Below are 25,372 nucleotides of genomic sequence, written 5' to 3'. Positions count from 1 at the left end.
GACGACACATCGCTGCACTCGGGCGGGGTGAGTGCTTCAATTTGACAGGAAAAGATTTTAACGCGCCGCTTTCAGCTGCAGGTCGTTCTCGACCGCGGCGACCGCCCCATCACAGACCCGCATCAGCCGCCCGGCCGCCTTCAGCTTCTCGATGAGATCGTTCCCATCGGGCGATGCCTTCGTCAATTCCAGTTGCTCGAATTCCTTGAGCGCTTGCGCCCAGTGGCTTTCCCCACGCCCATCCGGCCTGCCTTCCGATTCCCACAGCGAATAAGCGCGCTGGCTGACCCAGACGTCCCTATTGTGACTCATAACAAACCCCGGCCGAAAAATTGGAAGCAAATAACGATAGTCGACAAGGTGCCAAACCCGGCTTTAGGAGTCGTTACGACGCAGCGTTATTTTTTAGATAATACGAGGAAATGCCAATACTTAGGTCCTGATAAAGTAATATGAATCGACGACGGAATCGCCCCCACATATTGCTGCGGCCCTTGCCGATACGGCAAAGGCCGCAGCATTGTCGGAGGCAATCAGCGACGTTCCCGTTTGCGACGCCAGGGTGCATCCTTCTGCCAGTCGCCGGCCATGATGCTTCCATACGGAATGACCTCGTCGACCACCTCGGCCAGACCGTAATGCTCGATCTGGGCACGCACGTTGGCGGCGGACTTGTAGGCACTCGGCAGTTCCGAGGCGTCGGCAAAGCCCGAGAAGAAGCGAACGTCCAGGCCCGCGGTCTCCTTTTCCAGGATCTCCGCCAGATTGTTCGGGCTCAGGCCGCGGGCATCGGCGCCATATTCTTCCGCCAGGCGCCGCATATGGGCGCTGCGCGAAAAATTACGGCCGGCGCCATGCGGCGAGAATCCGAGGCCATGGGCGGCGTTGGAGCCGCGGACGATCAGGATCGGTTCCGCCATGTTGAGCGGAATGATCGTCAGATCGGTCGCATCCTCGGCCCATTTGTCGAAGGCCGGCGTCGCTCCCTTGCCGTGATAGAAGAGGCCGTCCGATTTCCGGAAAACGAAATTGTGCTCGTTCCAGAAACGATCGGCCACCTTCGCCGAGAGTGCCTCTGCCGCCATGTCATGGACGATATAGTGGTTTTCCCTCGTCCACTGCCGGATGGTCTGCAGAGCCGACCAGTAGAGGTCGCCCTCTTCGGTGTCGGCGGGAATCCATGCATTGTCCCGCAGGGTTTCCGGCGAGATCTGCTCGCGGAAGCGGTTCGCGGCCTTCATGCCGTTGTCGTAGAGCCGGGCACCCGGCGCACGCGACCCATGATGGGTGACGAGTGCGGTCTCGCCGGTCGATCTCATCGTTCCGACATAGGCGAAGTGGTTGCCGTCGCCCTGCGTGCCGAAATGTTCGATGCCGACGCTCAGCGCTCCGTCGCGCAGAAACGGGTTCTGCTGGAAGGCAGATAGCGTCGCTTCGGAAGGCTTGATCTGCGCACCGCGCGGGCGGCCCCCGGGACCGAAATGCGTCACTGCATGCACCGCATCGAGAAGCGATTTCGGATCGACGTCCGGGAAGATCGAGATCGCCATGGAGCAGCAGATGTCAGCCGAGTGCATGCCCGGATGGATCGCCTCCGATGCCACGACGCCGCCAACCGGAATGGTGCCGATCGGCCCGGCCGGGCAAGCATCCGGCATGATTGCCGCAGCCCGGATGACCGGCGTGCGTGCAAGCGCCCGCATCGTCGCGTTGACCTTCTCGACATTGTCCTGCTCGAAGGGGTTATCGGCGCGGATATTGGAATAGATCTCGATATCGTTATCCGCCCTCAAGGCGAGCGTCGGCGCCGGTTGAAAGGCCCTTGCCGCTTCGAGGGCCTCTGCGGCCGAACCGCCTTGGCTCAAAATCCTGTTGGCCGCGTCGAGAGCCGGGCGAAACCACTTGCCCTGGCTCATGCCTGCGTCGATCAGATCCTGTCCGCTCATGATCTCGGTCATCTTCTCTTCTGCGTCTGCAGTCCTTCTTCTTCGTTGCGTTTCGGGTCTCGCCTGGGCGACGATTTCCCGGAGACCTTCTTTCCTGTCGTCGTGCCGGCGTTCACCGGATATTTTTGCAGCGGCGACAAAGGTGGACGAAACCTGCGTGGCCCCGCCCGTGCCAGAGAGCGCCGCCAAGGACCGGAGTCGAACCGGTCGGGCCACCTCAACACGGAGGCTGTAGTTCCGTCCGGCATTCGCCGCTGCAATTTCGGTCATGGCGACAAGTCTTGAGGAAACATCTTGCGCATCCTCCTCCCTCTCGGATTCGGGCGGCAAGGCGGGCCTTGAACCCGCGCCCTTTCGGGTTACCGATGTAGTTTCCCCGGCATTCGCCATATGTTTTGTACGTCATTCCATTGGTCCGCGACGACGAGATATGGTGGAACACCCGCTCTATCCGCTGAGCTACGAGTCCTTGTTTTTTGGGGGACCCGACGGGATTCGAACCCGCGACCTGGAGAGTGACAGTCTGTAGTTCCATCCGGCATTCATCACGGTGCCTCGCGCCGTTCACTGGCGGCGCGAAGCTTTTTCAAAGATCAGTCGCCTCGATCCTGCGAACCCAATCGCCCGAACCGGACTTGCCGGCTGCGAAACTGGTGATGGCTCCGTAGACGCCATCCGAGAAGCCGCCGATGTTCAGCACGTCCTCTGCCTTGGCCGGCGTCTGGACGTAAGGCTGGATGTCGAGGCAGACCAGCTTTGCAGCCGGGTTCAGCCTCTTGAGCCGCGCCCATTCGACCATCATCCCTGTCGCCTGGCCGTGCCCCCGCGCATCCATCCAGGACTGGTTGTCCGAGACGAAGAGCACGAGGTCCACCGCCGCCTTCTCCTTTGCGAGCAGCCGCAGCGGTGCAGAACAGTTCGTTCCGCCGCCGCCCACCGCCGCGAGCTTCGCCGCGTTGGTCATCACGCTGTCGCGCCCGTTCAGCTGGACGTTCACGACGTCCTGTTCGAAGGGGATGATACGCGTCTGCCGGTTGCGGCGCAGGAACGACGCAGCCACGAGTGCTGCGACATCGATGCAGCGGACGGCTGATGTCGCGCCCTTCCGGTAACCGGTGACGGGGGACGACATGGAGCCGGAGACATCCGGGCAGACCACGACATTGCCGCCGATCGTCGGCACGCTGGAGATTGCCACCTCCATCGCATCCTGCAGAGCATCCGCAACGACAGCCGGAACCGACTGGTTCGCCATATGCCACGCGACCATCAACTGGTAGGGGAAGACGCGCGCCTTCCGCACCGCTTCCGGATCGGCGATCCGCGCAGCAAGCCGTTCGGCCATGCCATCCACCTCGAACACCCCGTTTCGGGCAAAGGTGTTGAGGTTCTGGCGCACCATCTGCCACGAGCCCTTCAAGGCGATTTCCGACCACTGCTCCTTGCTGAGACCCAGCGAGGTCAGCATCTGGAACGGCACGGGCGGCAGCGGCAAGCTGCTATCCCGCTTGAACGCTTCGAACGCTTTTACCTCAGCCGGCAATGCTGCGACATCATACGGCTTGCCGACTGCCCATGCGTAGAGCGCCTGACGCTCCGCGTCTCGCGGCTTTGGATGTACCATCCGGATCACATCAGGCAGCGACGGATCATTGCCGACCATCGCATGCAGGAACTGTTCCGTAGTTACCCGGTCGAACCAGGCCTGCACCATCTTCTTCGGCCGCGTCCCGAGCGATTTCCGGCCCGTCACACCCGACCGCATGAACTGCACGAAGCCGCGCAGCATCTTGCCGCTCTTCACGACACGCGGAAAAGCCCGCGCAAAGGCATCGCTTTCGAGGCTCGAAAGCATAGCCAGCAGCATGACCGGCATGTCCTTCATGTGGCCTTTCTCCGCCGCATGGATCGCAAGCTTTGCCAGGAATTCTGGCTCGACCTCCGCCGCAAGCTGCCTCACGGCATCGAGCTGCTCTCCTGCATCTGCATAGAAAGTGTCGCTGAACGTTCCGGTAACGGCATATTGCGCCAGGGCTTCGCGCGGCGACAGGGCATAGGCTGCTGCGCCTTCGTGGTTGGTCGTCGTCGTGCCGGCGAGCAGCTTTCCGAAATAGGGTTTGAAGATTGCCTTGTTCACCATGGCAGCACCTCTTTGATTTGGTTCTGCCGAATACAATTCAAGTGGCGTGCCAGTTTCTAAAATCCGCGACAAGCCTCCGCGAATGCGGTCATAAAGATTTGATTTTTAATAGTAAAAAATTAGCAGAGAATTTCTGCCCTGCAAATTGCCAAGTTCGAGAAAGCGGAATAGTCTATCTGATTATCTACGGCTTTATAATTTTGGATAAATGGTGAAGCGCCGGGTCGCCATCAGCATTCTTGGAACGACCCTCGACGTGGGCCGGCGTGAAGACCGATGGACGCGCTGGCGGCCGAACGTCGGCCTTTGCCAACAGGCCGGTCTTTTCATCGATCGGCTGGAACTGATCCACGACAACCATTCCGACTGGCTGGCCAAGACCGTAATCAGGGATATCGAGACGATTTCGCCCGCGACGGAGGTTCGCCAGCGCATCATCAATCTGCGCGACCCCTGGGACTTTTCCGAAGTCTATACGAGCCTCAGGGATTTTGCCCGGGACTACAGTTTCGATCCCGAGGCCGAAGACTATCTCGTCAACATCACCACCGGCACCCATGTCGCCCAGATCTGCTGGTTCCTCCTGACCGAAGCGCGCATCATCCCCGGCAGGTTGCTGCAGCTTTCTCCGCCGCGCGAGCGCGAGCCGGGACAGGATTTCGCGGGAACCCATCGCATCATCGATCTTGATCTCTCGCGCTATGACGAAATCGCCAAGCGCTTCGCATCCGAACAGGCCGACGCCGCCTCGTTTCTGAAATCCGGCATTTCGACGCGAAATCCCGCCTTCAATCGCATGATCGACGAGATCGAGCGCGTTGTCATTCGCTCTACTGCCCCGGTCCTGCTGACCGGCCCGACCGGCGCAGGAAAATCCCAGCTTGCCAAGCGGATCTACGAACTCAAGAAGGCCGAGCGAAAAGTCAGCGGTCCCTTCGTCGAGGTTAACTGCGCAACGCTGCGCGGGGATCACGCCATGTCGGCGCTTTTCGGCCATGTCAAAGGCGCCTTCACCGGCGCCGCAGGCGAACGGCCTGGCCTCCTGAAGTCGGCGGACAAGGGCGTGCTCTTTCTCGACGAGATCGGTGAACTGGGCCTCGATGAACAGGCCATGTGCTTGCGGGCGATTGAGGAAAAGCGCTTTCTGCCAGTCGGTGCGGACCGCGAAGTTTCCGCCGACTTCCAGCTTCTGGCGGGCACCAATCGCGATCTCGGCGACGCCGTCCGTCGCGGCCGATTCCGCGAGGATCTCTTTGCCCGGCTCAATCTATGGACTTTCCAGCTGCCGGCCTTGCGCGAGCGCAGGGAGGATATCGAGCCCAATCTTGATTTCGAACTTCGGCGTTTCCTTGAGCGTGAAGGGCAGAACGTCACCTTCAACAAGGAAGCGCGAAGCCGCTATCTCACGTTTGCTACCGGCGCGGAGGCCCTCTGGAGCGCGAATTTCCGCGACTTGTCCGCTTCCGTAACGCGCATGGCGACGCTTGCGCCTCAAGGCCGAATCACGGTGGAGGTCGCCGACGACGAGATCCGACGCCTGAAGGCCGCCTGGCGCGGCTCATCGGGACGCCAATCCTCCGACGACATCCTGATCGATCTGCTCGGCGAAGACGCCACTGCCCGCCTCGATCGTTTCGACGCCGTTCAACTCGCCGCCGTCCTTAGCACCTGCCGGGAGCATGCCAGTGCCAGCGCCGCGGGCCGGGCGCTGTTTGCAAATTCGCGCCTGGAAAAGAAGAGCAGCAACGACGCCGATCGCCTTGCCAAATATCTGGCGCGCTTTGAACTGAAATTCGAAGATGTACGGAAACCGCATCGGGATTACCGCAACGCCTCCCCGCTCGGCGCCTTGGACTGATGTGAACGCTGAGATACTGTCGGGCTGAAACGATAGAGTTGGTCCATGGCAGCAAAGACGACACTCAACGCAAAGAATCTGGAGGCCCTCGGTGCGCAGCGTCTCGCCGAACTGCTGATCGAAATCAGCACCGGCAGCGCCGCCCACAAACGGCGGCTTCGAATGGAGCTTGCCGGCAATCATGGTGGTGCGGAAGTGGCCCGTGAGGTGCGGAAACGTCTCGCCAGCATTGCGCGAGCCCGCACCGTCATCGAATGGCATAAGGTGAAGGCTGTTAACGCCGACCTCGAAACGCAGCGGTCCGCGATCGTCACTGTCGTCGCTGCCGACGATCCGAAGGAAGCGTTCGATCTTATCTGGCAATTCCTTGCTGTCGCCGACACGATATTCGCGCGGTCCAACAGCGGCGACAGCGCGTTCATCGAGACGTTCCATCAGGCATGCGCCGATGCCGGCGTCATCGCCAGCTCCGCTTGTATCGGTATCGATGTCCTTGCCGACAGGATCTTTACTGCGCTGCAGGATAACGACTACGGCCAATATGATCCGCTGATCGCCGAGATGGTTCCGGCGCTGGGCAAGGACGGCCTTGAACGTTTGAAGAGCCTCCTGGTGCGATGGTCGAACGAACCGGAGGAGAAGCCTGCCGACGCAGACCGGGAGATTTTCGGCTGGGGCGGCAAGGGGCCGATTTACAAGGACGAGATCTACACCAATCATCGGCAACGGAGGGCACGCATCGCTCTGCAGGAAATTGCCGATGCACAGAATGATGTCGATGCCTTCATCGCCCAGCAGCCGGAAGAGACGTTAAGGGCGCCGATGGTCGCAGCCGAGATTGCCGACCGTTTGCTTTTAGCTGGACGCGCGGAGGAAGCATTGGAGATTTTGGACGCCGCCGATCACAGGGAGCGGTTCGAACTGCCTTTTGAATGGCAGCACGCCCGCGTCAAAGCCCTCGACGTCCTGGGGCGGGGGCAAGAAGCGCGGTCCTATCAATGGCAATGCTTCGAGCAGTCGCTGAATGGCGAGCACCTTCGCGCTTTCCTGCGAAGGCTCGCCGACTTCGACGATATCGAGGCCGAGGAGAAGGCATTCGCCTTTGCACACCGCTTTCCGGACGTTCATCGAGCCCTTGCCTTTTTTCTCACCTGGCCCGCACCTGCCGAGGCCGCAAAACTGATATCCGGGCGCCAGGCCGAATTGAACGGCGACCTCTACGAGCTGATGACACCAGCGGCCGAGATGCTGCAGGAGAAATTCCCGCTCGCAGCAACCGTGGTGCTACGGTCGATGATCGGCTTCGCCCTCGATGAAGGCCGATCCAGCCGCTACAGGCATGCCGCGCGCCATCTGGCGGTATGCGCGTCGCTCGCGCCTCATATCGACGATTTCGGCAGCGCCCGACCTCATGACACCTACGTCGCCGAATTGAAGCGTCAACATGGAAAAAAGCATGGTTTCTGGAGCTTGATCCGTTAGTTGCATACCCGATTCACGAACGGAAAGGACATCGTCATGACCGATGCTTCGTGGCACGCAGATCCCCTGAGTTGGGGCAATGGCCCACGCATATTCGAAGCCTTCCTCGAACCGACGGACCCTTATTCCGCCAGGGCATTCAACAAGCTGGACACCCTTCTCGATCAGGCGGGCGAAAACAGGATCACGGTGAAAATTCGCCTACAGTCGCAGCCTTGGCATATGTATTCCGGCGTGATCGTCCGCTGCATTATCGCAGCCTCGACCCTGGAAGGCGGCAAGGAGACGGCGAAGAAGGTCATGGCCGCCGTCGCCGCGCATCGGGAGGAATTCGAATTCGATCATCACGCCGGCGGCCCGAACATGGACGTCACGCCAAATCAGATCATCGAGCGTCTGGAGGGCTATAGCGGCGTGGAGCTGAAGGACGCCTTCGCAATCCCGGATCTCGACCGGGAGATCAAATGGCAGTGCAGATATGCCCGGCAAAACGGCGTCCACGTCTCGCCGACCTTCATGATCAACGGGCTGGTGCAGGCGGACGTGAGCAGTGGCGATGAGGTCGATACCTGGGTGAAGAAGGTAATGAGCCGATGACGCCGGCTATGCTGACGCCCGGAAAACCATAAGCACTGCTATTTCGGAGAAACTGGAGCGGGCGAAGGGATTCGAACCCTCGACCCCAACCTTGGCAAGGTTGTGCTCTACCCCTGAGCTACACCCGCTCAACCCGCATCGGTCCGGGGTAGTCGTTGGACCGTGGGCGCCGCCTCGTGGCGACGGGCGCTATATGGCCTAACGGATTTTCAAATGCAACAGGGAAATGACGCAGAGTCGAAGAAAAATTTTGGCGCCCGGCCAGGCGGCGGGGAAAGGCCGCAAAACTGGGGGCAGAGCGTCGGTTGCGAAGATTGCCAAACATTGTGGACGGACTTAATCAGGACGCCTCGACTTTCCTTATCCTCATTCGACGGATCGCCCGATGTCCGAAAATACCCCCAAGACAAGAGAAGAATTGTTCGCCTTCCTCGACGGACTAGGGATCGCTTACAAGACGGTCGATCATGCGCCGGTCTTTACCGTGGCCGAATCGGTTGCGCTGCGCGATGAAATCCCCGGCGGCCACACCAAGAATCTGTTCATCAGGGACAAGAAGGACCGGTATTTTCTGCTGACGGTGGAGGAGAATGCCGAGGTCGACCTCAAGCAGGTTCACACCATCATCGGCGGGTCCGGCAGGGTCTCCTTCGGCAGGGCGGAGAAGCTCATGGAGTATCTGGGAGTCATTCCGGGCGCGGTCACCGCCTTCGGCGCGATCAACGATACCGCAGGAAACGTCACCTTCGTGCTCGATGCCGATCTGATGGAAGAGGAGATCGTCAACTGCCATCCGCTCTCCAACGATGCGACGACATCGATTGCGAGCGGTGACCTCGTTCGTTTTATGGAAGCGACCGGACATAAGCCGCTTGTCTTGAAAGTGACGTCCTGACATACGATTTTAGCGCTACAATGATGCCGGCAGGATCGGCGCGGCGGGAGATACCTATGAGCGGCAGCAACAACCCCTATAACGGTTCCTTCGGAAATCAGATGTCGGCAACGGCAAGCTTCGGCGCTCAGCCGGAAGCGGCGGCTGCGGCCGGCAGCTACATCACCGACACGACGACTGCGAATTTCGGCAAGGATGTCATCGAGGCGTCACGCAAACAGCCGGTGCTGGTCGATTTCTGGGCGCCCTGGTGCGGTCCGTGCAAGCAGCTGACGCCAGTCCTGGAGAAGGTGGTCAATGAGGCCAAGGGCCGCGTTCGTCTGGTCAAGATGAATATCGACGACCATCCCTCGATTGCCGGCCAGCTCGGCATCCAGTCGATTCCGGCCGTCATCGCCTTCGTCAACGGCCGTCCGGCCGATGGCTTCATGGGCGCGGTGCCGGAAAGTCAGATCACTCAGTTCATCGACCGTATCGCCGGGCCTGCCGGTGCTGATGAGGCGGCCGAGATCGAAGCCGTGCTGACGGAGGCGGCGGAGCTGCTCACTGCCGGCAACATCAACGAGGCGGCGCAGCTTTACGGCGCGGTCATCCAGGCCGATCCCGAGAATGCCAAGGCGCTTGCCGGGATGGCCGAATGCATGATCGCCGCAAACCAGCATCAGCGGGCGCGCGAAACGCTGACTGATCTGCCGGAAGAGCTGGCGAAGGACGCCGGCATCCAGGCGGTGCTGAAGAAGCTCGATCAGATCGAGGAGGCGCGCAAGCTCGGCGATCCCGTGGCACTCGAGCATGAACTGGCCATCAATCCCGATCATCACGAGGCGCGGCTGAAGCTCGCCAAGATCCGCAATGTCGAAGGCCGGCGCGAGGAAGCCGCCGAACATCTGCTTCTCATCATGCGCAAGGATCGCGCCTTCGACGATGACGGCGCCCGCCGTCAACTGCTGCAGTTCTTCGAGGTCTGGGGTTTCAAGGATCCGGCGACGGTTGCCGCCCGGCGCAAGCTTTCGGCAATGCTGTTCTCTTAAGATGAATATCCGCCCTTGCGTTTTCGGGCGGGGGCACCACATTCTCGTCAGGACGGGCACGCCCGTCTACCAGAATGCGGGACGGTTTCATGCAAGTCGGTAATGCCAGATACCTGAAGCCGGGCGATCTGCCTGATGCGATCGCCGTCTTCCCCCTGACCGGGGCCCTCCTCCTGCCCGCCGGGCAGCTTCCCCTCAACATCTTCGAGCCGCGTTATCTGGCGATGCTGGATGCAGCACTTGCCGGAAACCGGCTGATCGGCATGGTCCAGCCGGCACTCGGCGAACATGAGGACAAGGGCGGCGAGCACAATCTTGCCGCCGTCGGCTGCCTCGGTCGCATCACCTCATTTGCCGAGACCGGCGACGGGCGCTATATCGTGTCGCTGACCGGCGTCTGCCGCTTCCGGCTCCTGGAGGAGAAGGTGACCAGCGATCCCTTCCGCACCTTCCGCATCGCGCCCTTCATTGCCGATCTCTCGGCTGAAAACGAGGAGGAGGCGGTCGACCGTACGGCGCTGCTGACCGCCTTCAAGGCATATCTCGATGCCAATAAGCTGGAGGCCGACTGGGAGAGCGTCGAGCGGGCCAGCAACCTGACGCTCGTCAATTCACTTGCCATGATGTCGCCGTTCGGGCCGGCTGAAAAGCAGGCGCTCCTGGAGGCGCCGGACCTGAAGACACGGGCCGAGACGCTGATCGCCATTACCGAAATCGTGCTGGCGCGGGTCTTCGGTGACTCCGATACGGTTCTGCAGTAGACTGCGGCCATGGACGAAAAACTGAGCCGCGTCGATCCGAAACTGCTGGAACTCCTGGTCTGTCCGCTCTCCAAGGGCCGGCTTTCCTATGATCGCGAACATAATGAGCTTGTCTCGGAAAAGGCGCAGCTTGCCTATCCGATCCGTGACGGCATTCCGATCATGCTGGTGTCCGAGGCCCGCCGCCTCGACGAATAGCCTCTCCGAATTCGGCTAAATCGTCTGACCGGCCAGCAGCCGCGGATTATCCTTTGCCGCTGTTCCGGCCGCCTGGCTGATGAAGAAGGATTTGAGACGCGGCAGCCGGTCGACGATGCCGAGACCAACGTCGCGGGCGATACGGATCGGCATTGCGTCGTTGGAGAAGAGCCGGTTCAGCACGTCGGTCGTCACTCCCATACGGAAGGTGTCGAAGCGCCGCCAGGTCTGGTAACGCTCGAGGATGTTGATCGAGCCGATATCGAGACCGAGGCGGTCGGCCTCGACAATCGTTTCGGCGAGCGCTGCCACGTCCTTGAAGCCGAGATTGAGCCCTTGCCCTGAGATCGGATGGATGCCATGCGCGGCGTCACCGGCCAGCGCCAGACGCGGAGCAACGAAGGAGCGGGCAAGCGTCAGGCCGAGCGGAAAGGCGCGTTTGTCGCCGATGACCTTCAGCGCCCCGAGTTTGTGGCCGAAGCGGCGTTCCAGTTCCTCCTCGAAGATCAGATCGTCGGCGGCAACCAGCCTGTCGGCATCATGCGTGCGTTCCGTCCAGACGAGCGAGGAGCGGTTGTTCCTGAGGGGCAGGATGGCGAAGGGGCCGGCCGGCAAAAAATGCTCCTCGGCACAGCCGTCATGCGGCCGCTCATGTTCGACGGTCGCGACAATGCCGGACTGGCCGTAGTCCCAGGTGACGGTCCTGATGCCGGCGAGATCGCGCAGCCTCGAGCGCACGCCGTCGCAGGCAACCACCAGCCGGGATTCCAGCGTGCTGCCGTCCGAAAGCGTGACGTCGGCATGGCTGTCGTGGGTTTTGAATTCGGTCGCCCCAAGCCCGTGGCGGATGTCGATGCCGAGCCGCTCGCAGAGGCCGCGCAGTGCTGCCACCATGGCAACGTTCGGGATCATGTGTGCGAAGGGCCGGCCTTCCTCCACTTCGCCGTCGAACGTCAGGAATACGGGACGGACCGGATCGGAGGTCCTGGAATCGGTGACGATCATCTTGGTGATCGGCTGCGCTTCCGGCTCTATCTCGTTCCAGATGCCGAAGACGTCGAGCATCTTTGAGGCCGCCGCGATGATGGCTGAGGCGCGCGTATCGTTTTTCCAGACATGCTCTGGGGCGGCCTCCACGACCGTGACGTTCAGATGGGGCGCTGCCTGCTTGACCGCGACCGCCGCGGAAAGGCCGACATACCCCGCGCCCACAACCAGCATATCCAGCATCGCGCCGCTCCCGTACCTTGTGCCTCAGATGTGATCTATATAGATCATCGCAACTTCACTTCCTACCGCCGGGAGGCATACAAAATGACGCGCGAGACGACCGAGCCCTCGGCGATGGAGAGGCTGCTTGCGACGCTCGATCTCGAGCCGATCGAGGTCGATATCTTCCGCGGCCGCAGTCCGCAGGTCGGCTGGCAGCGGGTCTTCGGCGGCCAAGTGATCGGCCAGGCGCTGATGGCGGCACAGCGTACCATCGGGTCCGAGCGCTTCGTCCATTCGCTGCACGCTTACTTCATGCGCCCCGGCGATCCCTCGGTGCCGATCATCTACCAGGTGGAGCGCATCCGCGACGGATCGAGCTTCAATACCCGGCGGGTCGTCGCGATCCAGCACGGCAAAGCGATCTTCGCGCTGTCGGCTTCTTTCCAGTTGGAGGAAGCGGGCTTCGACCATCAGGTCGCCATGCCCGACGTGGCAATGCCCGAAGAGGTGCTCGGCGAACAGCAGATCAAGGAGCAATTTCTTGCGCATGCGCCGGAAGCGATCCGGAAATACTGGGAGCGCGAGCGGCCGATCGAGATCCGCCCCGTCTCGCTGACCCATTATTTTTCCGACAGGAAACTCGACCCCCGGCAGGATGTCTGGGTGCGCGCCACCGGTCCGATTCCCGATGACCGGCTCTATCAGGCTGCGGTGCTGGCCTATCTCTCTGACATGACGCTGCTCGATACGTCGCTTTATGCGCACGGAACGTCTATCTTCGATCAGAGCCTGCAGGTCGCAAGTCTCGATCACTCCATGTGGTTCCACCGGCCGTGCAAGCTCGACGACTGGCTGCTTTATACGCAGGACAGCCCCTCGGCTTCGGGCGCCAGGGGATTGACTCGCGGCAGCCTGTTCACGCGAACAGGTGTGTTGATCGCATCCGTCGCGCAAGAAGGATTGATTCGGAAAAAGGCAAATGAATAAATAACGGGCATATTTGCAAATTTGCGCATTATTTGTGCGCTTATTGCTCGATCAATTGCCTGTTTATTGGTATTGCCAATTATAACATTTATTTTTCAATAAGTTAACTTCGGCTTCGAATCTGGCACGTCCTTTGAATGTATATCGCCGGTCGCTGTTCAGGAACGTCAGCGGCAAGGAGAGTCGGCTCCGCGCCGAGGATAACGAAGGATGGGAAACCAGATGAAAATTGTGATGGCTATTATCAAGCCGTTCAAGCTCGATGAGGTCCGCGAAGCGCTTACGGCGATCGGCATTCAGGGCCTGACCGTAACCGAAGTGAAGGGTTACGGACGTCAAAAGGGACATACCGAAATTTATCGCGGCACCGAATATGCGGTCAGCTTCCTGCCGAAGCTCAAGATCGAAATCGCGGTTGCATCGGAACTTGTCGACAGGGCGGTCGAAGCCATCGCGGCATCGGCCAAGACCGGCCAGATCGGTGACGGCAAGATTTTCGTCTATTCGATCGACCATGCCGTGCGCATCCGTACGGGCGAAACCGATTCAGAAGCGCTGTAAACGGCAGATCAAGGAGCCTTTTCCAATGTCAATCTCGAAGTTTTCTTCCACCTTTGCGCGGGTCGGCGCAGCATCGGCCGCGCTTCTTGCGCCGGCCGTTGCTTTTGCGCAGGAGACTGCCGCGCCAGCCGCTGCCGCCGCTGCTCCTGCCTTCACCATGGACAAGGGTGACAATACCTGGATGCTCGTCTCCTCGGCGCTCGTCCTTCTGATGACCATCCCCGGCCTTGCGCTTTTCTACGGCGGTCTCGTGCGCGCCAAAAACATGCTCTCCGTGCTGATGCAGGTCTTCATGATCACGGCTGTCGTGTCGCTGATCTGGGTGACCTACGGCTATTCGCTCGCCTTCACCGACGGCGGTTCGCTGAACAGCTTCATCGGCGGCTTCTCCAAGGCCTTCCTCGCCGGCGTCAACACCTCGTCGCTCGCCGAAACCTTCTCGAAGGGCGTCGCCATTCCCGAATACACCTTCATCGTCTTCCAGATGACCTTCGCCTGCATCACGCCCGGTCTGATCGTCGGCGCCTTCGCCGAACGCGTCAAGTTCTCGGCGGTCATGCTCTTCGTCGTGCTTTGGGTCACCTTCATCTACTTCCCGATGGCGCACATGGTCTGGTTCTGGGGCGGCCCGAGCTCCTACAGCGCACCGGCCGGCCTGATCTTCTCTTACGGCGCAATCGACTTCGCCGGCGGCACGGTCGTTCACATCAATGCCGGTATCGCCGGCCTTATCGGCGCCATCATGCTCGGCAAGCGCACCGGCTATAAGAAGGAAATCATGGCCCCGCATTCGATGACGCTGACCATGGTCGGTGCCTCGCTGCTCTGGGTCGGCTGGTTCGGCTTCAACGCCGGCTCCAACCTCGAAGCCAATGGCTACGCATCGCTTGCCATGATCAACACCTTCGTCGCGACGGCCGCCGCCGCCGTGTCCTGGTGCATCGTCGAAAGCCTCGCCCGCGGCAAGGCCTCGATGCTCGGCGGCGCTTCGGGTGCCGTCGCCGGTCTCGTCGCCATCACGCCGGCGGCAGGTTTTGCCGGCCCGATGGGCTCGATCGTTCTCGGTCTCGTCGTCTCGCCGATCTGCTACTTCTTCGTCGACGTCGTGAAGAACAAGTTCAACTATGACGACAGCCTCGACGTCTTCGGCGTCCATTGCGTCGGCGGCATCATCGGCGCTCTCGGCACCGGCATCCTCGTCAATCCGGCGCTGGGCGGTGCAGGCATCGTCGACTATTCGACGGCTGATTTCGCCGCCACCTATGCCGGCACGGCAACCCAGGTCCTGAACCAGGCGAAGGGTGTTCTCACCACGCTTCTGTGGTCGGGCATCGGTTCGGCGATCCTCTACAAGATCGTCGACGTCGTCATCGGCCTGCGGGTCTCCGTCGAAGCCGAGCGCGAAGGTCTCGACCTCTCGACCCACGGCGAAGCCGCCTATCACTCGTAACATCGGCTTCGGGCGCCCCGCATGAGGGCGCCCCACACGGCCCGTCGCGGCCTACCTCGAGCTTTTCCGGGTTAGACCCGGAAAAGCTCGTAGACCGCATTTGGCCCGGACCTTCAAAGGTTCGGGCTTTTTTTTTATCGGCCGGAATGCGTGCCGGTACTTGCATGGTTAACATCACTTTAACCCCGCTCTGGTTAGGTAGAGCGGACGCATTTGGCATGGCGAGGCTTCGGCGATTCGCCTGCCCTCAGGCATTGGACGGGTTAGACACATGGCAAGAAGCACGTCGCCGGCAATGGATGGCCGTCCGGATCGGTTCTCCTTCTCGGCATTCATGCTGCGGCAGATCCAGGCACTCATCGGCTTTGCGATCTTTGTGCTGCTGGCTTTCTCAGTTGCGGCGCTGGCGACATGGAATGTCGCCGATCCGAGCTATTCCTACGCCACCGCCAACCTGCCGACGAATGTTCTCGGCTACAGCGGTGCCGCCTTTGCCGATATCGTCATGCAGTTTCTGGGGCTTGCCAGTGTCGTGGCGATGCTGCCGATCGTTGCCTGGGCGCTGACGATGATCTCCGGTCGTCGCTTCGACCGCATTCCCGTCCGCATCGGCGCCTGGCTTGCCGGCTCGGTGCTTTCGTCCGCCGTCATCGGCTGTTTTCCGCCGCCGCTCACCTGGCCGATCCCGAACGGCATCGGCGGCGTCATCGGCGATATGATCCTGCGCTTTCCCGCACTCTTCGTCGGCGCTTATCCAACCGGCACCTTCGCCATGGTCGTCGGCTGCATTTTTGCTGTACCGACGGCCTGGATGATGCTCTTCGCATCAGGCCTCGTCGGCCGCAGCGCCGATGACGAAACCGAGGACGATTACGTCGAGACAACAAGCAAGGCGCGGGTGGTCGGAGACGAGGACGAGGAAGAGGACGAATCGCGCTGGGTTGCGTTCAGCGGCGCCATGACGCATGCATGGTTCATGAGCCAGGGCCGACTGCGCCGGCTCTTCGGCATGGGACCGCGCCAGCGGCGCCAGGGCGATTTCGAGTCGCCTTATGATTTCAACGACGATGAATTCGGCACACTGAACGAACCGGTCCGCCCCAAAGCGCCGGCCGTCCGCGGCGAGCGCCTGGAGCCATCGATGGAGCCGCGCTCGGCTTCGCCCCGCCGCGTCGTCGCCGCGCCGTCGCTTTCCATCGACGACGAGGATGAGGACGACGATCCGCCCTTCGATACCGACATGCCGCCGCGTCCGGCCGACATTCTGCCCGACGACGATGATGACGACTGGACGATCCGCGCGCCGGCAAAAGCCGCCGCCAAGCCGGAACCACGCGTCGTCCCGGCGATCACGCGTCCGAAGCCCGGTGCCCGGGTCGAACGGGAAGCGCAGGGTTCGTTCATTCGTCCCGAGGGTTTCCAGCTTCCCTCGATGCATTTGCTCGCCGAGCCCAGGAACGTGGTGCGCGATTCGACACTGTCGGCCGATGCGCTGGAGCAGAATGCCCGCATGCTCGAGGGTGTGCTGGAGGATTTCGGCGTCAAGGGCGAGATCATTCACGTCCGCCCAGGCCCGGTCGTCACGCTGTACGAACTGGAGCCGGCGCCCGGCATCAAATCGTCGCGCGTCATCGGCCTCGCCGACGACATCGCCCGCTCGATGAGCGCCATTGCCGCCCGCGTCGCCGTCGTGCCGGGCCGCAATGCGATCGGTATCGAATTGCCGAACCAGACGCGCGAGACCGTCTATCTCCGCGAATTGATCGCCTCCCGCGATTTCGACGGCAGCAAGGCCAAGCTCGCCATGGCGCTCGGCAAGACGATCGGCGGAGAAGCCGTCATCGCCGACCTCGCCAAGATGCCGCATCTGCTCGTCGCCGGCACCACCGGTTCGGGCAAATCGGTCGCCATCAACACGATGATCCTGTCGCTGCTCTACCGCATGACGCCGGAACAGTGCCGGCTGATCATGATCGACCCGAAGATGCTCGAACTCTCCGTCTATGACGGCATTCCGCATCTGCTTTCGCCTGTTGTCACCGATCCGAAGAAGGCCGTCGTCGCGCTCAAATGGACCGTGCGCGAGATGGAAGAACGCTACAAGAAGATGTCGAAGATCGGCGTGCGCAACATCGACGGCTTCAACACGCGCGTCGAACAGGCGCTGTCGAAGGGCGAGGTTATCTCCCGCACGGTGCAGACCGGCTTCGACCGCCATACCGGCGAGGCCATGTACGAGACCGAGGAATTCGACCTCAAGCCGATGCCCTATATCGTGGTCATCATCGACGAGATGGCCGATCTGATGATGGTCGCCGGCAAGGACATCGAAGGGGCGGTCCAGCGCCTGGCGCAGATGGCGCGTGCGGCCGGCATCCACGTGATCATGGCGACCCAGCGTCCATCGGTCGACGTCATTACCGGCACGATCAAGGCGAACTTTCCGACCCGCATCTCATTCCAGGTCACCTCGAAGATCGACAGCCGCACAATTCTTGGCGAACAGGGTGCCGAACAGCTGCTCGGCATGGGCGACATGCTCTATATGGCGGGCGGAGGGCGCATCCAGCGCGTCCACGGCCCGTTCGTTTCGGATGTCGAGGTGGAAGAGATCGTCTCCTACCTGAAGACGCAGGGCTCGCCGCAATATCTCGATGCGATCACCGCCGATGACGAAGAGGACGGCGATTACGGCGGCGGCGGTCCGGCCGGCACGTCGAACCTTTCGGATTCGGAAGATCCCTACGATCAGGCCGTCGCCATCGTGCTGCGCGACGGCAAGGCTTCGACTTCTTACGTTCAACGCCGGCTTGGTATCGGCTACAACCGCGCTGCGTCGCTGATCGAGCGCATGGAGAAGGAAGGCATCATCGGGCCGGCCAACCACGCCGGCAAACGAGAAATCCTCGTTCCGACCGAGGGCGACATCCTCGACCGCTGAGACAAGCGCCATATATTTCTGATGAGGCCCTTTTGGCGGAAACGCGGTGGCATCGATGTCGCTGCTTTTCGCGCGCCGATCGCAACGCCTTGAAGACGCCGCCTTTCGGCGGCATGCAGATCGCATTAAGGAGATTTAGATGCGTAACTCCGATTCCTTCCTCTCCGGCCTGGCGATGACGCGCCGCGATCTTCTCGGCGCTTTCGCCGTCGCTGCTGTGGCGAGCGCCGTCCCTCTCAGCGCCATCGCACAAGCGGCAGCGCCCGCTTCCGGCACCGCGCAGGCAATCGCCGATCATTTCTCCGGCGTCACGACGATGCAGGGCGAATTCGTCCAGTTCGGTCCGCGCGGCGAGCAGACCGGCGGCAAGTTCTTCATCCAGCGTCCCGGCAAGCTGCGCTTCAACTATGACGATCCGTCGCCAATGCGGGTGATCGCCGACGGCAAGAACGTCGCCATCGGCAATACTAAGCTCAAGACCTGGGATCTCTATCCGCTCTCGAAGACTCCGCTCAGCCTGCTCCTGGCGCAACATATCGACCTTTCGGCCGGCATGGTGAAGGGTGTGAAGGAGGAGTCGGACCTGACGACGATCGCGCTCGGCAACAATACCGTGTTCGGAAACTCGACGATCACCATGATGTTCGATCCGAAGACCTATGATCTGCGCCAGTGGACGATCACCGACAACCAGGGCAAGGATACGTCGGTGATGATCTTCAACGTCAAGACGGGTGTGCAGTTCGACGACCGGGTCTTCCGGGTGCCCTATGAGAGCATTCCGGGCACGGCAGCTTCACGAGACTGAGGGTTTTCGGTTGATCGACTGGGGCTTTTGCACGCTGCCGGTTTCTTCCTGCCCGCCTTTGTTTTAAAGCCCTTTCATGAAAGTGCGTCGCGTCGAGCCACAGTTCTGTGGTTCGACTGGCATGCGAAGTTGACGCGAGAGGGCATGGGCATGGGCTTTTCGATCACCACCTGGAACATCAATTCGGTACGTCTGCGCATGCCGATCGTGGAGCAGCTCGTGCTCAAACAGAGGCCTGACATTCTCTGCCTGCAGGAGACCAAGGTGCCGAACGAGCTCTTCCCGGCAGCACCTTTGCGGGCGATGGGCTACGATCACATCATCATCCACGGCCAGAAGGGGTATCACGGGGTCGCAATCGCCTCGCGCATTCCGCTGACGGAGGATCACCGGCAGGATTATTGCGGCGTCGGCGATGCCCGCCACATATCGGCGGTGTTCGAGCGCGGCAACCGCCGTGTCCGGCTGCACAATTTTTACGTCCCGGCCGGCGGCGACGAGCCCGATCGCATGATCAATCCGAAATTCGGCCACAAGCTCGATTTCATCGAGGAGATGAAGCTCTTGAAAGCGAATGGCGAGGCTAACACCTCCGCCATCCTGGTCGGTGACCTCAACATCGCTCCGCTGGAGCACGATGTCTGGTCGCACAAGCAACTGCTGAAAATCGTCAGCCATACGCCCGTCGAAACCGACGGGCTGCTCGAGGTGATGAAGCGCGGCGCTTGGCTCGATCTCATGCGCCAGCACGTGCCGGCAAGCGAGAAGCTTTATACCTGGTGGAGCTACCGCGCCAAGGACTGGGAGGCGGCCGATCGCGGCCGCCGGCTCGACCATATCTGGTCGTCATCGGATCTCGGGCCGCATCTCCAGCGGATCGAGATCCTGAAGGAGGCGCGCGGCTGGGATCGGCCGTCGGACCATGTGCCGGTGACAGCGCATTTCGACTTCTGACAAGGTTCAGCTGAATCGATGGAACTGGCTTGCCGCCATGGCTGCAAGTTCGGCGAGGTTGTCGCGGATGCGGTTTTCGATCAGACGGGCCGCATCGGGATATTCCTCAAGCAGTCGATGGAAGAGGGCGCGAGTGATGCGGATGATGCTCGTGTCCTCGCGTGCGATTGCAGTGAACTTGCGCTCCACCAGGGTGACCAGCGCCAGTTCGGAAATCAGTGTTCCCTGCCCGGCGACCGCCTCCGCCCGCTGCATGCCGTCGCTGCTCATCGTGCTGAGTTCGAGGCTGCCGCTCAAGACGACATAAGCGCTTTCGGCCGGCGAGCCCTGGCGGAACAGCATCTGGCCGGCGGCGATCATGCGCCGGTCGGCGCCGAAGGCGATCAGCCGCAGCTGGTCCTCGCTCATGTCCTTGAACAGCGGAAGCTGGGAAAGCAGATGAATGTCGTCGGTCAGCGCCATGCCGGCTTTTCGCCTTAGAGCAACTCCGGCAAAAGTGCCTGGCGGATTTGCCAAGCAAAGCGTGAAACGCTCTTGCCGGGAATTGCGTGAAAACAAAGAGATAGAGCATCTCCGTGATTTGGGGAAACGGAATGCTCTAGGGTATGATCTTGTAGCCGCCGTTTTCCGTCACCAGAATTTCGGCGTTGGAGGGATCGCGCTCGATCTTCTGGCGCAGCCGGTAGACGTGGGTTTCCAGCGTGTGCGTCGTTACACCTGAGTTATAGCCCCAGACCTCTTCAAGAAGCACGTCGCGGGTGACGACCTTCTGCTCGGCACGGTAGAGATAGCGGATGATCGCCGCTTCCTTTTCCGTCAGGCGGATCTTCTGGCCGTTGTCGGTGGTAAGCAGTTTCTGACTCGGCTTGAAGAGATAGGGGCCGACGGTGAAGGTCGCGTCCTCGCTCTGCTCGTGCTGGCGCAATTGTACACGGATGCGCGCGAGCAGCACAGCGAAGCGGAAGGGCTTGGTGACGTAGTCGTTGGCGCCGGCTTCGAGGCCGAGGATCGTGTCCGAATCGGTATCGTGGCCGGTCAGCATGATGATCGGCGCCTTGAAGCCGCCCTTGCGCAAGAGCTTCACCGCTTCGCGGCCGTCCATGTCGGGCAGGCCGACATCCATGATCAAGAGGTCGACCGGCGTCGAACGGGCGGTCGCAACACCTTTGCCGGCGCTGGCTTCCTGCAGAACCGTGAATTCCTCATAAAGCGACAATTGCTCCGTCAAGGTCTGACGAAGGTCCTCGTCGTCATCCACCAGAAGAATGGTGCGTGCGGTCATGCCGTTGCATCCTCAAAGTTAAGTCCCCTAGTCCTACGCCAAATTGCAGCTTTGGCAAGGATCGGCCGGCGGGGCTGTTGCCGCGCAGCTTTTCATATGATTTCAATCAAGGCACCAGGCAATGCAAGACATGCGAGAAAAATGGAAAAAGCAAGGCGGAGCCGGGGCATGCGGCCATCAACGATCATGGTGCGGCCCGCTCCAGGGAAGAAGAGCCGCGCCATCGTTCGGTTCGGCGCAATCACCGTCCCTGCCGCAATCGGCCGATCGGGCCGTACCATCCTGAAACGCGAGGGCGACGGCGCCACGCCAATCGCGGCGATGCGGCTGATTTCCGGTTTCCGGCGCGGTGAACAAAACGGTCAACTCATCACCTCGCTTCCCATTCGCCGCATCCGCGCAGACATGCTCTGGTGCGACCAGCCCGGCAACGCCAACTACAACCGCCTCGTGCGGGCGCCATTCGGGGCAAGTCATGAGGAGATGCGGCGCAGCGACGGTCTCTACGATATCTGCCTTGTCATGGACTGGAACATTTCCTCGCGGGCGCGCCATCGCGGTTCGGCGATCTTCTTCCATCTCATCAGGCCGGGCTACGAGCCGACGGCCGGCTGCGTGGCCGTAAGCCTGCGTGACATGCGCCGCCTTCTGCCCCACCTTCGAAAGGGAACGATTGTCCGGGTCCTCTGATTGTCTTCAAGCTGCCGCCACCTATATGGTTCCGGTGACCGGACGCTCCGGCTGAAATGCGTTCCGGGACGTCCGCAGGTGCGGGCGCAATCCATGCCTCGTCCAATTCTTCAAACTCCCGGAGATATATTGTGACCGCTCAACCCATCATCACTTTCCATGACGGACATTCCATTCCCCAGGTCGGTCTCGGCGTGTGGCAGACGCCGCAGGAGATTGCCGCGCCGACGGTACGCACTGCCATTGCCGCAGGCTATCGGCATATCGATACGGCTTCGGGTTACGATAATGAAGAGGGTGTGGGCGAAGGTATCCGCTCGTCGGGCCTCGACCGCAAGGATATCTTCGTCACCACCAAGCTCAGGAATACCGACCAGGGCTACGACAATGCGTTGCGGGCCTTCGACGGCAGTCTCAAGAAACTTGGCTCCGACTATGTCGACCTCTATCTCATTCACTGGCCGTCGCCGCATCGCGGCCTCTACACCGAGACCTGGAAGGCATTCGTGCGCATCCGCGAAGAGGGCCGCGCCCGCTCGATCGGCGTGTCGAATTTCTATCCCGAACATCTCGAGCGCATCATCGGCGAGACCGGCGTCGTTCCGGTCATCAATCAGATCGAGCTGCACCCCGACTTCCAGCAGAAGGCGGCGCAGGAGGCTCACAAGAAACTGAATATCGCCACCGAATCCTGGAGCCCGCTCGGCCAAGGCAAATTCATCTCGAACAAGGTCATCGGCGAGATCGCCAACAAGCATGGGAAGACGCCGGCCCAGGTCATCATCCGCTGGCATATCGATACCGGTCTCGTCGTCATCCCGAAATCGGTGACGCCGTCGCGCATCGAAGAAAACTTCCAGGTGTTCGATTTCAAGCTCGATGCCGACGACATGGCGGCGATCGCCAAACTCGACAGCGCCGGCGCCCGCATGGGGCCGGATCCGATGACGGCGGCTTTCTGATCGCCGTTGCTGAATACCGTCGATCGGCTGCCGACAGCGCCATATAAGAAGCCGCCCGATGCGCTGAGACGCACCGGGCGGCTTTATCTTTCATTCCGCCCGGCGGGTCAGTTCCATTCGCGGATATCGACGAAGTGCCCGGCGATCGCGGCGGCGGCTGCCATGGCCGGCGAGACGAGATGCGTGCGGCCCTTGAAGCCCTGACGGCCTTCGAAATTGCGGTTCGACGTCGAGGCGCAACGCTCGCCCGGCTTCAGCCGGTCGTCGTTCATGGCAAGGCACATGGAGCAGCCCGGCTCGCGCCAGTCAAAGCCGGCGGCCTTGAAGATCTTGTCGAGGCCTTCGGCTTCTGCCTGTTCCTTGACGAGGCCGGAGCCCGGAACGATCATCGCGTTGACGGTCGAGGCGACGGTCTTGCCCTCGACGACCTTGGCAGCGGCGCGCAGGTCTTCGATGCGGCCGTTGGTGCACGAGCCGATGAAGACGCGATCGACAGCGATGTCGGTCATCTTCGTGCCCGGCTTCAGGCCCATATAGTCAAGCGCACGCCACTTGGAGGCACGCTTGGTTTCGTCCTGGATTTCATCCGGGTTCGGCACGATGCCCTGGACGGAGACGACATCCTCAGGAGAAGAACCCCAGGAGACGATCGGCGGCAGTTCGGCGGCGTTCAGCTTGACGATGCGGTCGAAATGAGCGCCTTCGTCTGATTTCAGCGTCTTCCAATAGGCGATCGCCTGTTCCAGCGCTTCGCCCTTCGGCGCGCGCGGCTTGCCCTTGATATATTCGAAGGTGATTTCGTCAGGGGCAATGAGGCCGGCGCGGGCGCCGCCTTCGATCGACATGTTGCAGATCGTCATGCGGCCTTCCATCGACAGCGAACGGATCGCTTCGCCGGCATATTCGATGACGTAGCCGGTGCCGCCAGCGGTGCCGATCTCGCCGATGATGGCCAGAACGATATCCTTGGCGGTGACGCCTGCCGGCAGCTGGCCGTCGACCTGCACCAGCATGTTCTTGGCCTTCTTCTGGATCAGCGTCTGGGTGGCGAGAACGTGCTCGACCTCGGACGTGCCGATGCCGTGGGCGAGCGAGCCGAAGGCGCCATGGGTAGAGGTGTGGCTGTCGCCGCAGACGATCGTCATGCCCGGCAGGGTGAAGCCCTGTTCCGGCCCGATGATGTGGACGATGCCCTGGCGCTTATCGTTCTCGGAATAATATTCGACGTTGAACTCGGCGGCGTTCTTGGCGAGCTGCTCGACCTGGATGCGGCTTTCCTCGTTCTTGATGCCGAGATGGCGGTCGGCCGAGGTGGGAACGTTGTGGTCGACAACGGCGAGCGTCTTTTCCGGGGCGCGAACCTTGCGGCCGGACATGCGCAGGCCTTCGAAAGCCTGCGGCGAGGTGACTTCATGGACCAGATGGCGGTCGATGTAGAGAAGACAGGTGCCGTCTGCCTGCTCGTCGACCAGGTGGTCGTCCCAGATCTTGTCGTAGAGGGTACGCGGTGCGCTCATGGCGGTAAGTCCGTTTTTGGAAGCTTTGGAAAATCGGAAAAAGCGGATCAGGCTCCGCTGGCCGTCATTCGATCAACGAAGTCGGCTGTTGAGCGCACCGGAGACGCATGCGAAGAATCGCGCCGGCAGGCGATAATGATCCTGCAGCACGAAAATATGCGCGCCAATGCAACTGAACTTGGATTCCATGGCGCTGGATATAGCGATTTTTGATCGAAACGGCAATTCGAATCGTGAAGCGCATCCTTGGCGCGTCCGCATGGAGGCAAAGTGCTCTAGCGCCGCGGCATCTGCTTCATCTTCTTCTCGACCCGCCGCAGGAAAAGCGACAGGCCGATCGTCAGGATCAGGTAGATATAGGTGACGATCGAGTAGGTCTCGAAGAAGCGGAAGGAGCCGGAGGCATAGACCTTGCCCATCTGCGTGATGTCGGCCACGCCGAGCACCGAAACGAGGGACGAATCCTTCACCATCGAGACGAAATCGTTGGAGAGCGGCGGGAGGATGACCCGGATCGCCTGCGGGAACACAACGAGCCGGAATCGGCGGTAGCGCGACAGGCCGAGCGACTTGGCCGCCTCGATCTGACCGATATCGACGGACTGGAAACCGGCGCGGAAGATCTCGGCAATGAAGGAGGAATAGCCGATCATCAACGCAATGATGGCGCGCCACATCAGCGACAGGTCGCGCACCAGAATCGGTTCCGTAACGCCTGATTTCACCAGGGGTGTGATCATGAAGTTATAGGCCGCGACGAAACCGGGTGCGCCGACGAAGGCGATGTAGAAGAGCAGCACCAGGATCGGGATGCCGCGGATGATCTCGATGTAGAAACGGGCGACCTGACGCAGCACGATGCTGTCGGACAGGCCAAGCAGCGAGATACCGAGACCAAGCACTGTCGCCAGCATGAAGGCGACCAGTGTCACGAACACGGTAATGCCTGCGCCGTTGACCACGGTCTGGAAGACCTGCGCATAAATATCGTTGGTGACGATGACGACTGCGAGGACGATGCCGATCAGGATAAGGAGGGCCAGCCACCAAGGGCGGTCTTCCTTCTCCTGTCGCGGGTATGGTTGTGGCGCCATTGCTCG

The 25,372-nt window shown here is 61.1% G+C and carries 23 protein-coding genes and 1 tRNA gene; 15 read left to right on the top strand and 9 right to left on the bottom strand.

Features of this window, described 5'->3' with window-relative positions:
• Positions 1-57: 57 nt before the first annotated feature.
• From NL154_RS20280 to NL154_RS20270, 3 genes are all read right to left on the bottom strand, one after another.
• Positions 58-312 (bottom strand): DUF2934 domain-containing protein, encoded by a 255-nt coding sequence (locus NL154_RS20280; RefSeq protein WP_210632664.1) that lies wholly within the window; start codon positions 310-312, stop codon positions 58-60.
• Positions 313-533: 221 nt separating this feature from the next.
• Complete coding sequence (locus NL154_RS20275; RefSeq protein WP_434734119.1) at positions 534-1,946, bottom strand: RtcB family protein; 1,413 nt, start codon at positions 1,944-1,946, stop codon at positions 534-536.
• A gap of 586 nt (positions 1,947-2,532) precedes the next feature.
• Positions 2,533-4,086, bottom strand: coding sequence for a vWA domain-containing protein (locus tag NL154_RS20270; RefSeq protein ID WP_434733249.1), 1,554 nt, complete (start codon positions 4,084-4,086; stop codon positions 2,533-2,535).
• 211 nt (positions 4,087-4,297) lie between these two features.
• Between NL154_RS20270 and rtcR the strand changes: the two genes are divergently transcribed.
• Genes rtcR through NL154_RS20255 form a run of 3 tightly spaced genes read left to right on the top strand, consistent with a single transcriptional unit; the run spans position 4,298 to position 8,023 of the window.
• The gene (gene rtcR / locus NL154_RS20265; RefSeq protein WP_434734118.1) at positions 4,298-5,944 is read left to right on the top strand and encodes an RNA repair transcriptional activator RtcR; all 1,647 of its coding nucleotides are present in this window, start codon (positions 4,298-4,300) and stop codon (positions 5,942-5,944) included.
• A gap of 45 nt (positions 5,945-5,989) precedes the next feature.
• Positions 5,990-7,426, top strand: a complete 1,437-nt coding sequence (locus NL154_RS20260) for a DUF6880 family protein (protein WP_434733248.1) — start codon at positions 5,990-5,992, stop codon at positions 7,424-7,426.
• A gap of 36 nt (positions 7,427-7,462) precedes the next feature.
• On the top strand, positions 7,463-8,023 hold the full coding sequence (locus NL154_RS20255) for a DsbA family protein (RefSeq protein ID WP_434733247.1): 561 nt from the start codon (positions 7,463-7,465) through the stop codon (positions 8,021-8,023).
• A 53-nt stretch (positions 8,024-8,076) separates the two neighbouring features.
• Here the strand turns inward: NL154_RS20255 and NL154_RS20250 are convergent.
• Positions 8,077-8,151, bottom strand: a tRNA-Gly gene (locus tag NL154_RS20250).
• Between the two features lie 257 nt (positions 8,152-8,408).
• Between NL154_RS20250 and NL154_RS20245 the strand changes: the two genes are divergently transcribed.
• The 4 genes from NL154_RS20245 (at position 8,409) to NL154_RS20230 (ending at position 10,908) form a co-directional block, all read left to right on the top strand.
• Entirely contained in the window at positions 8,409-8,918 is a 510-nt protein-coding gene (locus NL154_RS20245; RefSeq protein ID WP_210633032.1) for a prolyl-tRNA synthetase associated domain-containing protein, read from the top strand.
• A gap of 56 nt (positions 8,919-8,974) precedes the next feature.
• A complete protein-coding gene (trxA, locus tag NL154_RS20240) occupies positions 8,975-9,949 on the top strand; it encodes a thioredoxin (RefSeq protein WP_210633031.1) in 975 nt (324 codons plus the stop codon).
• Positions 9,950-10,023: 74 nt separating this feature from the next.
• Positions 10,024-10,710 carry an LON peptidase substrate-binding domain-containing protein gene (locus tag NL154_RS20235; protein WP_176536246.1) on the top strand — a complete coding sequence of 229 codons (687 nt, stop codon included), beginning with the start codon at positions 10,024-10,026 and terminating at the stop codon, positions 10,708-10,710.
• 9 nt (positions 10,711-10,719) lie between these two features.
• Complete coding sequence (locus tag NL154_RS20230; RefSeq protein WP_003567459.1) at positions 10,720-10,908, top strand: Trm112 family protein; 189 nt, start codon at positions 10,720-10,722, stop codon at positions 10,906-10,908.
• Between the two features lie 15 nt (positions 10,909-10,923).
• On the opposite strand, the gene NL154_RS20225 is transcribed toward NL154_RS20230, so the two are convergent.
• Positions 10,924-12,138 carry a ubiquinone biosynthesis hydroxylase gene (locus NL154_RS20225; RefSeq protein WP_210633030.1) on the bottom strand — a complete coding sequence of 405 codons (1,215 nt, stop codon included), beginning with the start codon at positions 12,136-12,138 and terminating at the stop codon, positions 10,924-10,926.
• An 84-nt stretch (positions 12,139-12,222) separates the two neighbouring features.
• Between NL154_RS20225 and tesB the strand changes: the two genes are divergently transcribed.
• The 6 genes from tesB (at position 12,223) to NL154_RS20195 (ending at position 19,821) form a co-directional block, all read left to right on the top strand.
• Positions 12,223-13,107, top strand: a complete 885-nt coding sequence (gene tesB / locus NL154_RS20220; RefSeq protein WP_210633029.1) for an acyl-CoA thioesterase II — start codon at positions 12,223-12,225, stop codon at positions 13,105-13,107.
• 210 nt (positions 13,108-13,317) lie between these two features.
• Positions 13,318-13,668: a P-II family nitrogen regulator gene (locus tag NL154_RS20215; RefSeq protein WP_003543684.1), complete on the top strand. Its 351-nt coding sequence runs from the start codon at positions 13,318-13,320 to the stop codon at positions 13,666-13,668.
• 25 nt (positions 13,669-13,693) lie between these two features.
• Positions 13,694-15,118: an ammonium transporter gene (locus NL154_RS20210; RefSeq protein ID WP_221163857.1), complete on the top strand. Its 1,425-nt coding sequence runs from the start codon at positions 13,694-13,696 to the stop codon at positions 15,116-15,118.
• A gap of 271 nt (positions 15,119-15,389) precedes the next feature.
• Positions 15,390-18,059, top strand: a complete 2,670-nt coding sequence (locus NL154_RS20205; RefSeq protein ID WP_221163856.1) for an FtsK/SpoIIIE family DNA translocase — start codon at positions 15,390-15,392, stop codon at positions 18,057-18,059.
• A gap of 139 nt (positions 18,060-18,198) precedes the next feature.
• Positions 18,199-18,867, top strand: a complete 669-nt coding sequence (locus NL154_RS20200) for an outer membrane lipoprotein carrier protein LolA (protein ID WP_210633026.1) — start codon at positions 18,199-18,201, stop codon at positions 18,865-18,867.
• A 150-nt stretch (positions 18,868-19,017) separates the two neighbouring features.
• On the top strand, positions 19,018-19,821 hold the full coding sequence (locus NL154_RS20195; protein WP_434734117.1) for an exodeoxyribonuclease III: 804 nt from the start codon (positions 19,018-19,020) through the stop codon (positions 19,819-19,821).
• 6 nt (positions 19,822-19,827) lie between these two features.
• Here NL154_RS20195 and NL154_RS20190 read toward each other — a convergent pair whose 3' ends face one another.
• A complete protein-coding gene (locus NL154_RS20190) occupies positions 19,828-20,283 on the bottom strand; it encodes a cyclic nucleotide-binding domain-containing protein (RefSeq protein ID WP_221154774.1) in 456 nt (151 codons plus the stop codon).
• 136 nt (positions 20,284-20,419) lie between these two features.
• Positions 20,420-21,103, bottom strand: a complete 684-nt coding sequence (locus NL154_RS20185; RefSeq protein ID WP_210633023.1) for a response regulator transcription factor — start codon at positions 21,101-21,103, stop codon at positions 20,420-20,422.
• Positions 21,104-21,271: 168 nt separating this feature from the next.
• Here NL154_RS20185 and NL154_RS20180 point away from each other — a divergent pair, with 168 nt between their 5' ends.
• The gene (locus tag NL154_RS20180) at positions 21,272-21,793 is read left to right on the top strand and encodes a L,D-transpeptidase family protein (RefSeq protein ID WP_221146139.1); all 522 of its coding nucleotides are present in this window, start codon (positions 21,272-21,274) and stop codon (positions 21,791-21,793) included.
• A 131-nt stretch (positions 21,794-21,924) separates the two neighbouring features.
• The gene (locus NL154_RS20175) at positions 21,925-22,755 is read left to right on the top strand and encodes an aldo/keto reductase (RefSeq protein WP_210633021.1); all 831 of its coding nucleotides are present in this window, start codon (positions 21,925-21,927) and stop codon (positions 22,753-22,755) included.
• 107 nt (positions 22,756-22,862) lie between these two features.
• Here the strand turns inward: NL154_RS20175 and leuC are convergent, their stop codons facing one another.
• The gene (leuC, locus tag NL154_RS20170; RefSeq protein ID WP_221146137.1) at positions 22,863-24,272 is read right to left on the bottom strand and encodes a 3-isopropylmalate dehydratase large subunit; all 1,410 of its coding nucleotides are present in this window, start codon (positions 24,270-24,272) and stop codon (positions 22,863-22,865) included.
• Positions 24,273-24,547: 275 nt separating this feature from the next.
• Positions 24,548-25,366 (bottom strand): amino acid ABC transporter permease, encoded by an 819-nt coding sequence (locus NL154_RS20165; RefSeq protein ID WP_221154773.1) that lies wholly within the window; start codon positions 25,364-25,366, stop codon positions 24,548-24,550.
• Positions 25,367-25,372: the final 6 nt, after the last annotated feature.

Origin of the sequence: Rhizobium sp. YTUHZ044 (assembly GCF_051123975.1) — a bacterium.
GTDB lineage: Bacteria > Pseudomonadota > Alphaproteobacteria > Rhizobiales > Rhizobiaceae > Rhizobium.
This window is presented reverse-complemented; position numbering and strand designations above follow the sequence as displayed.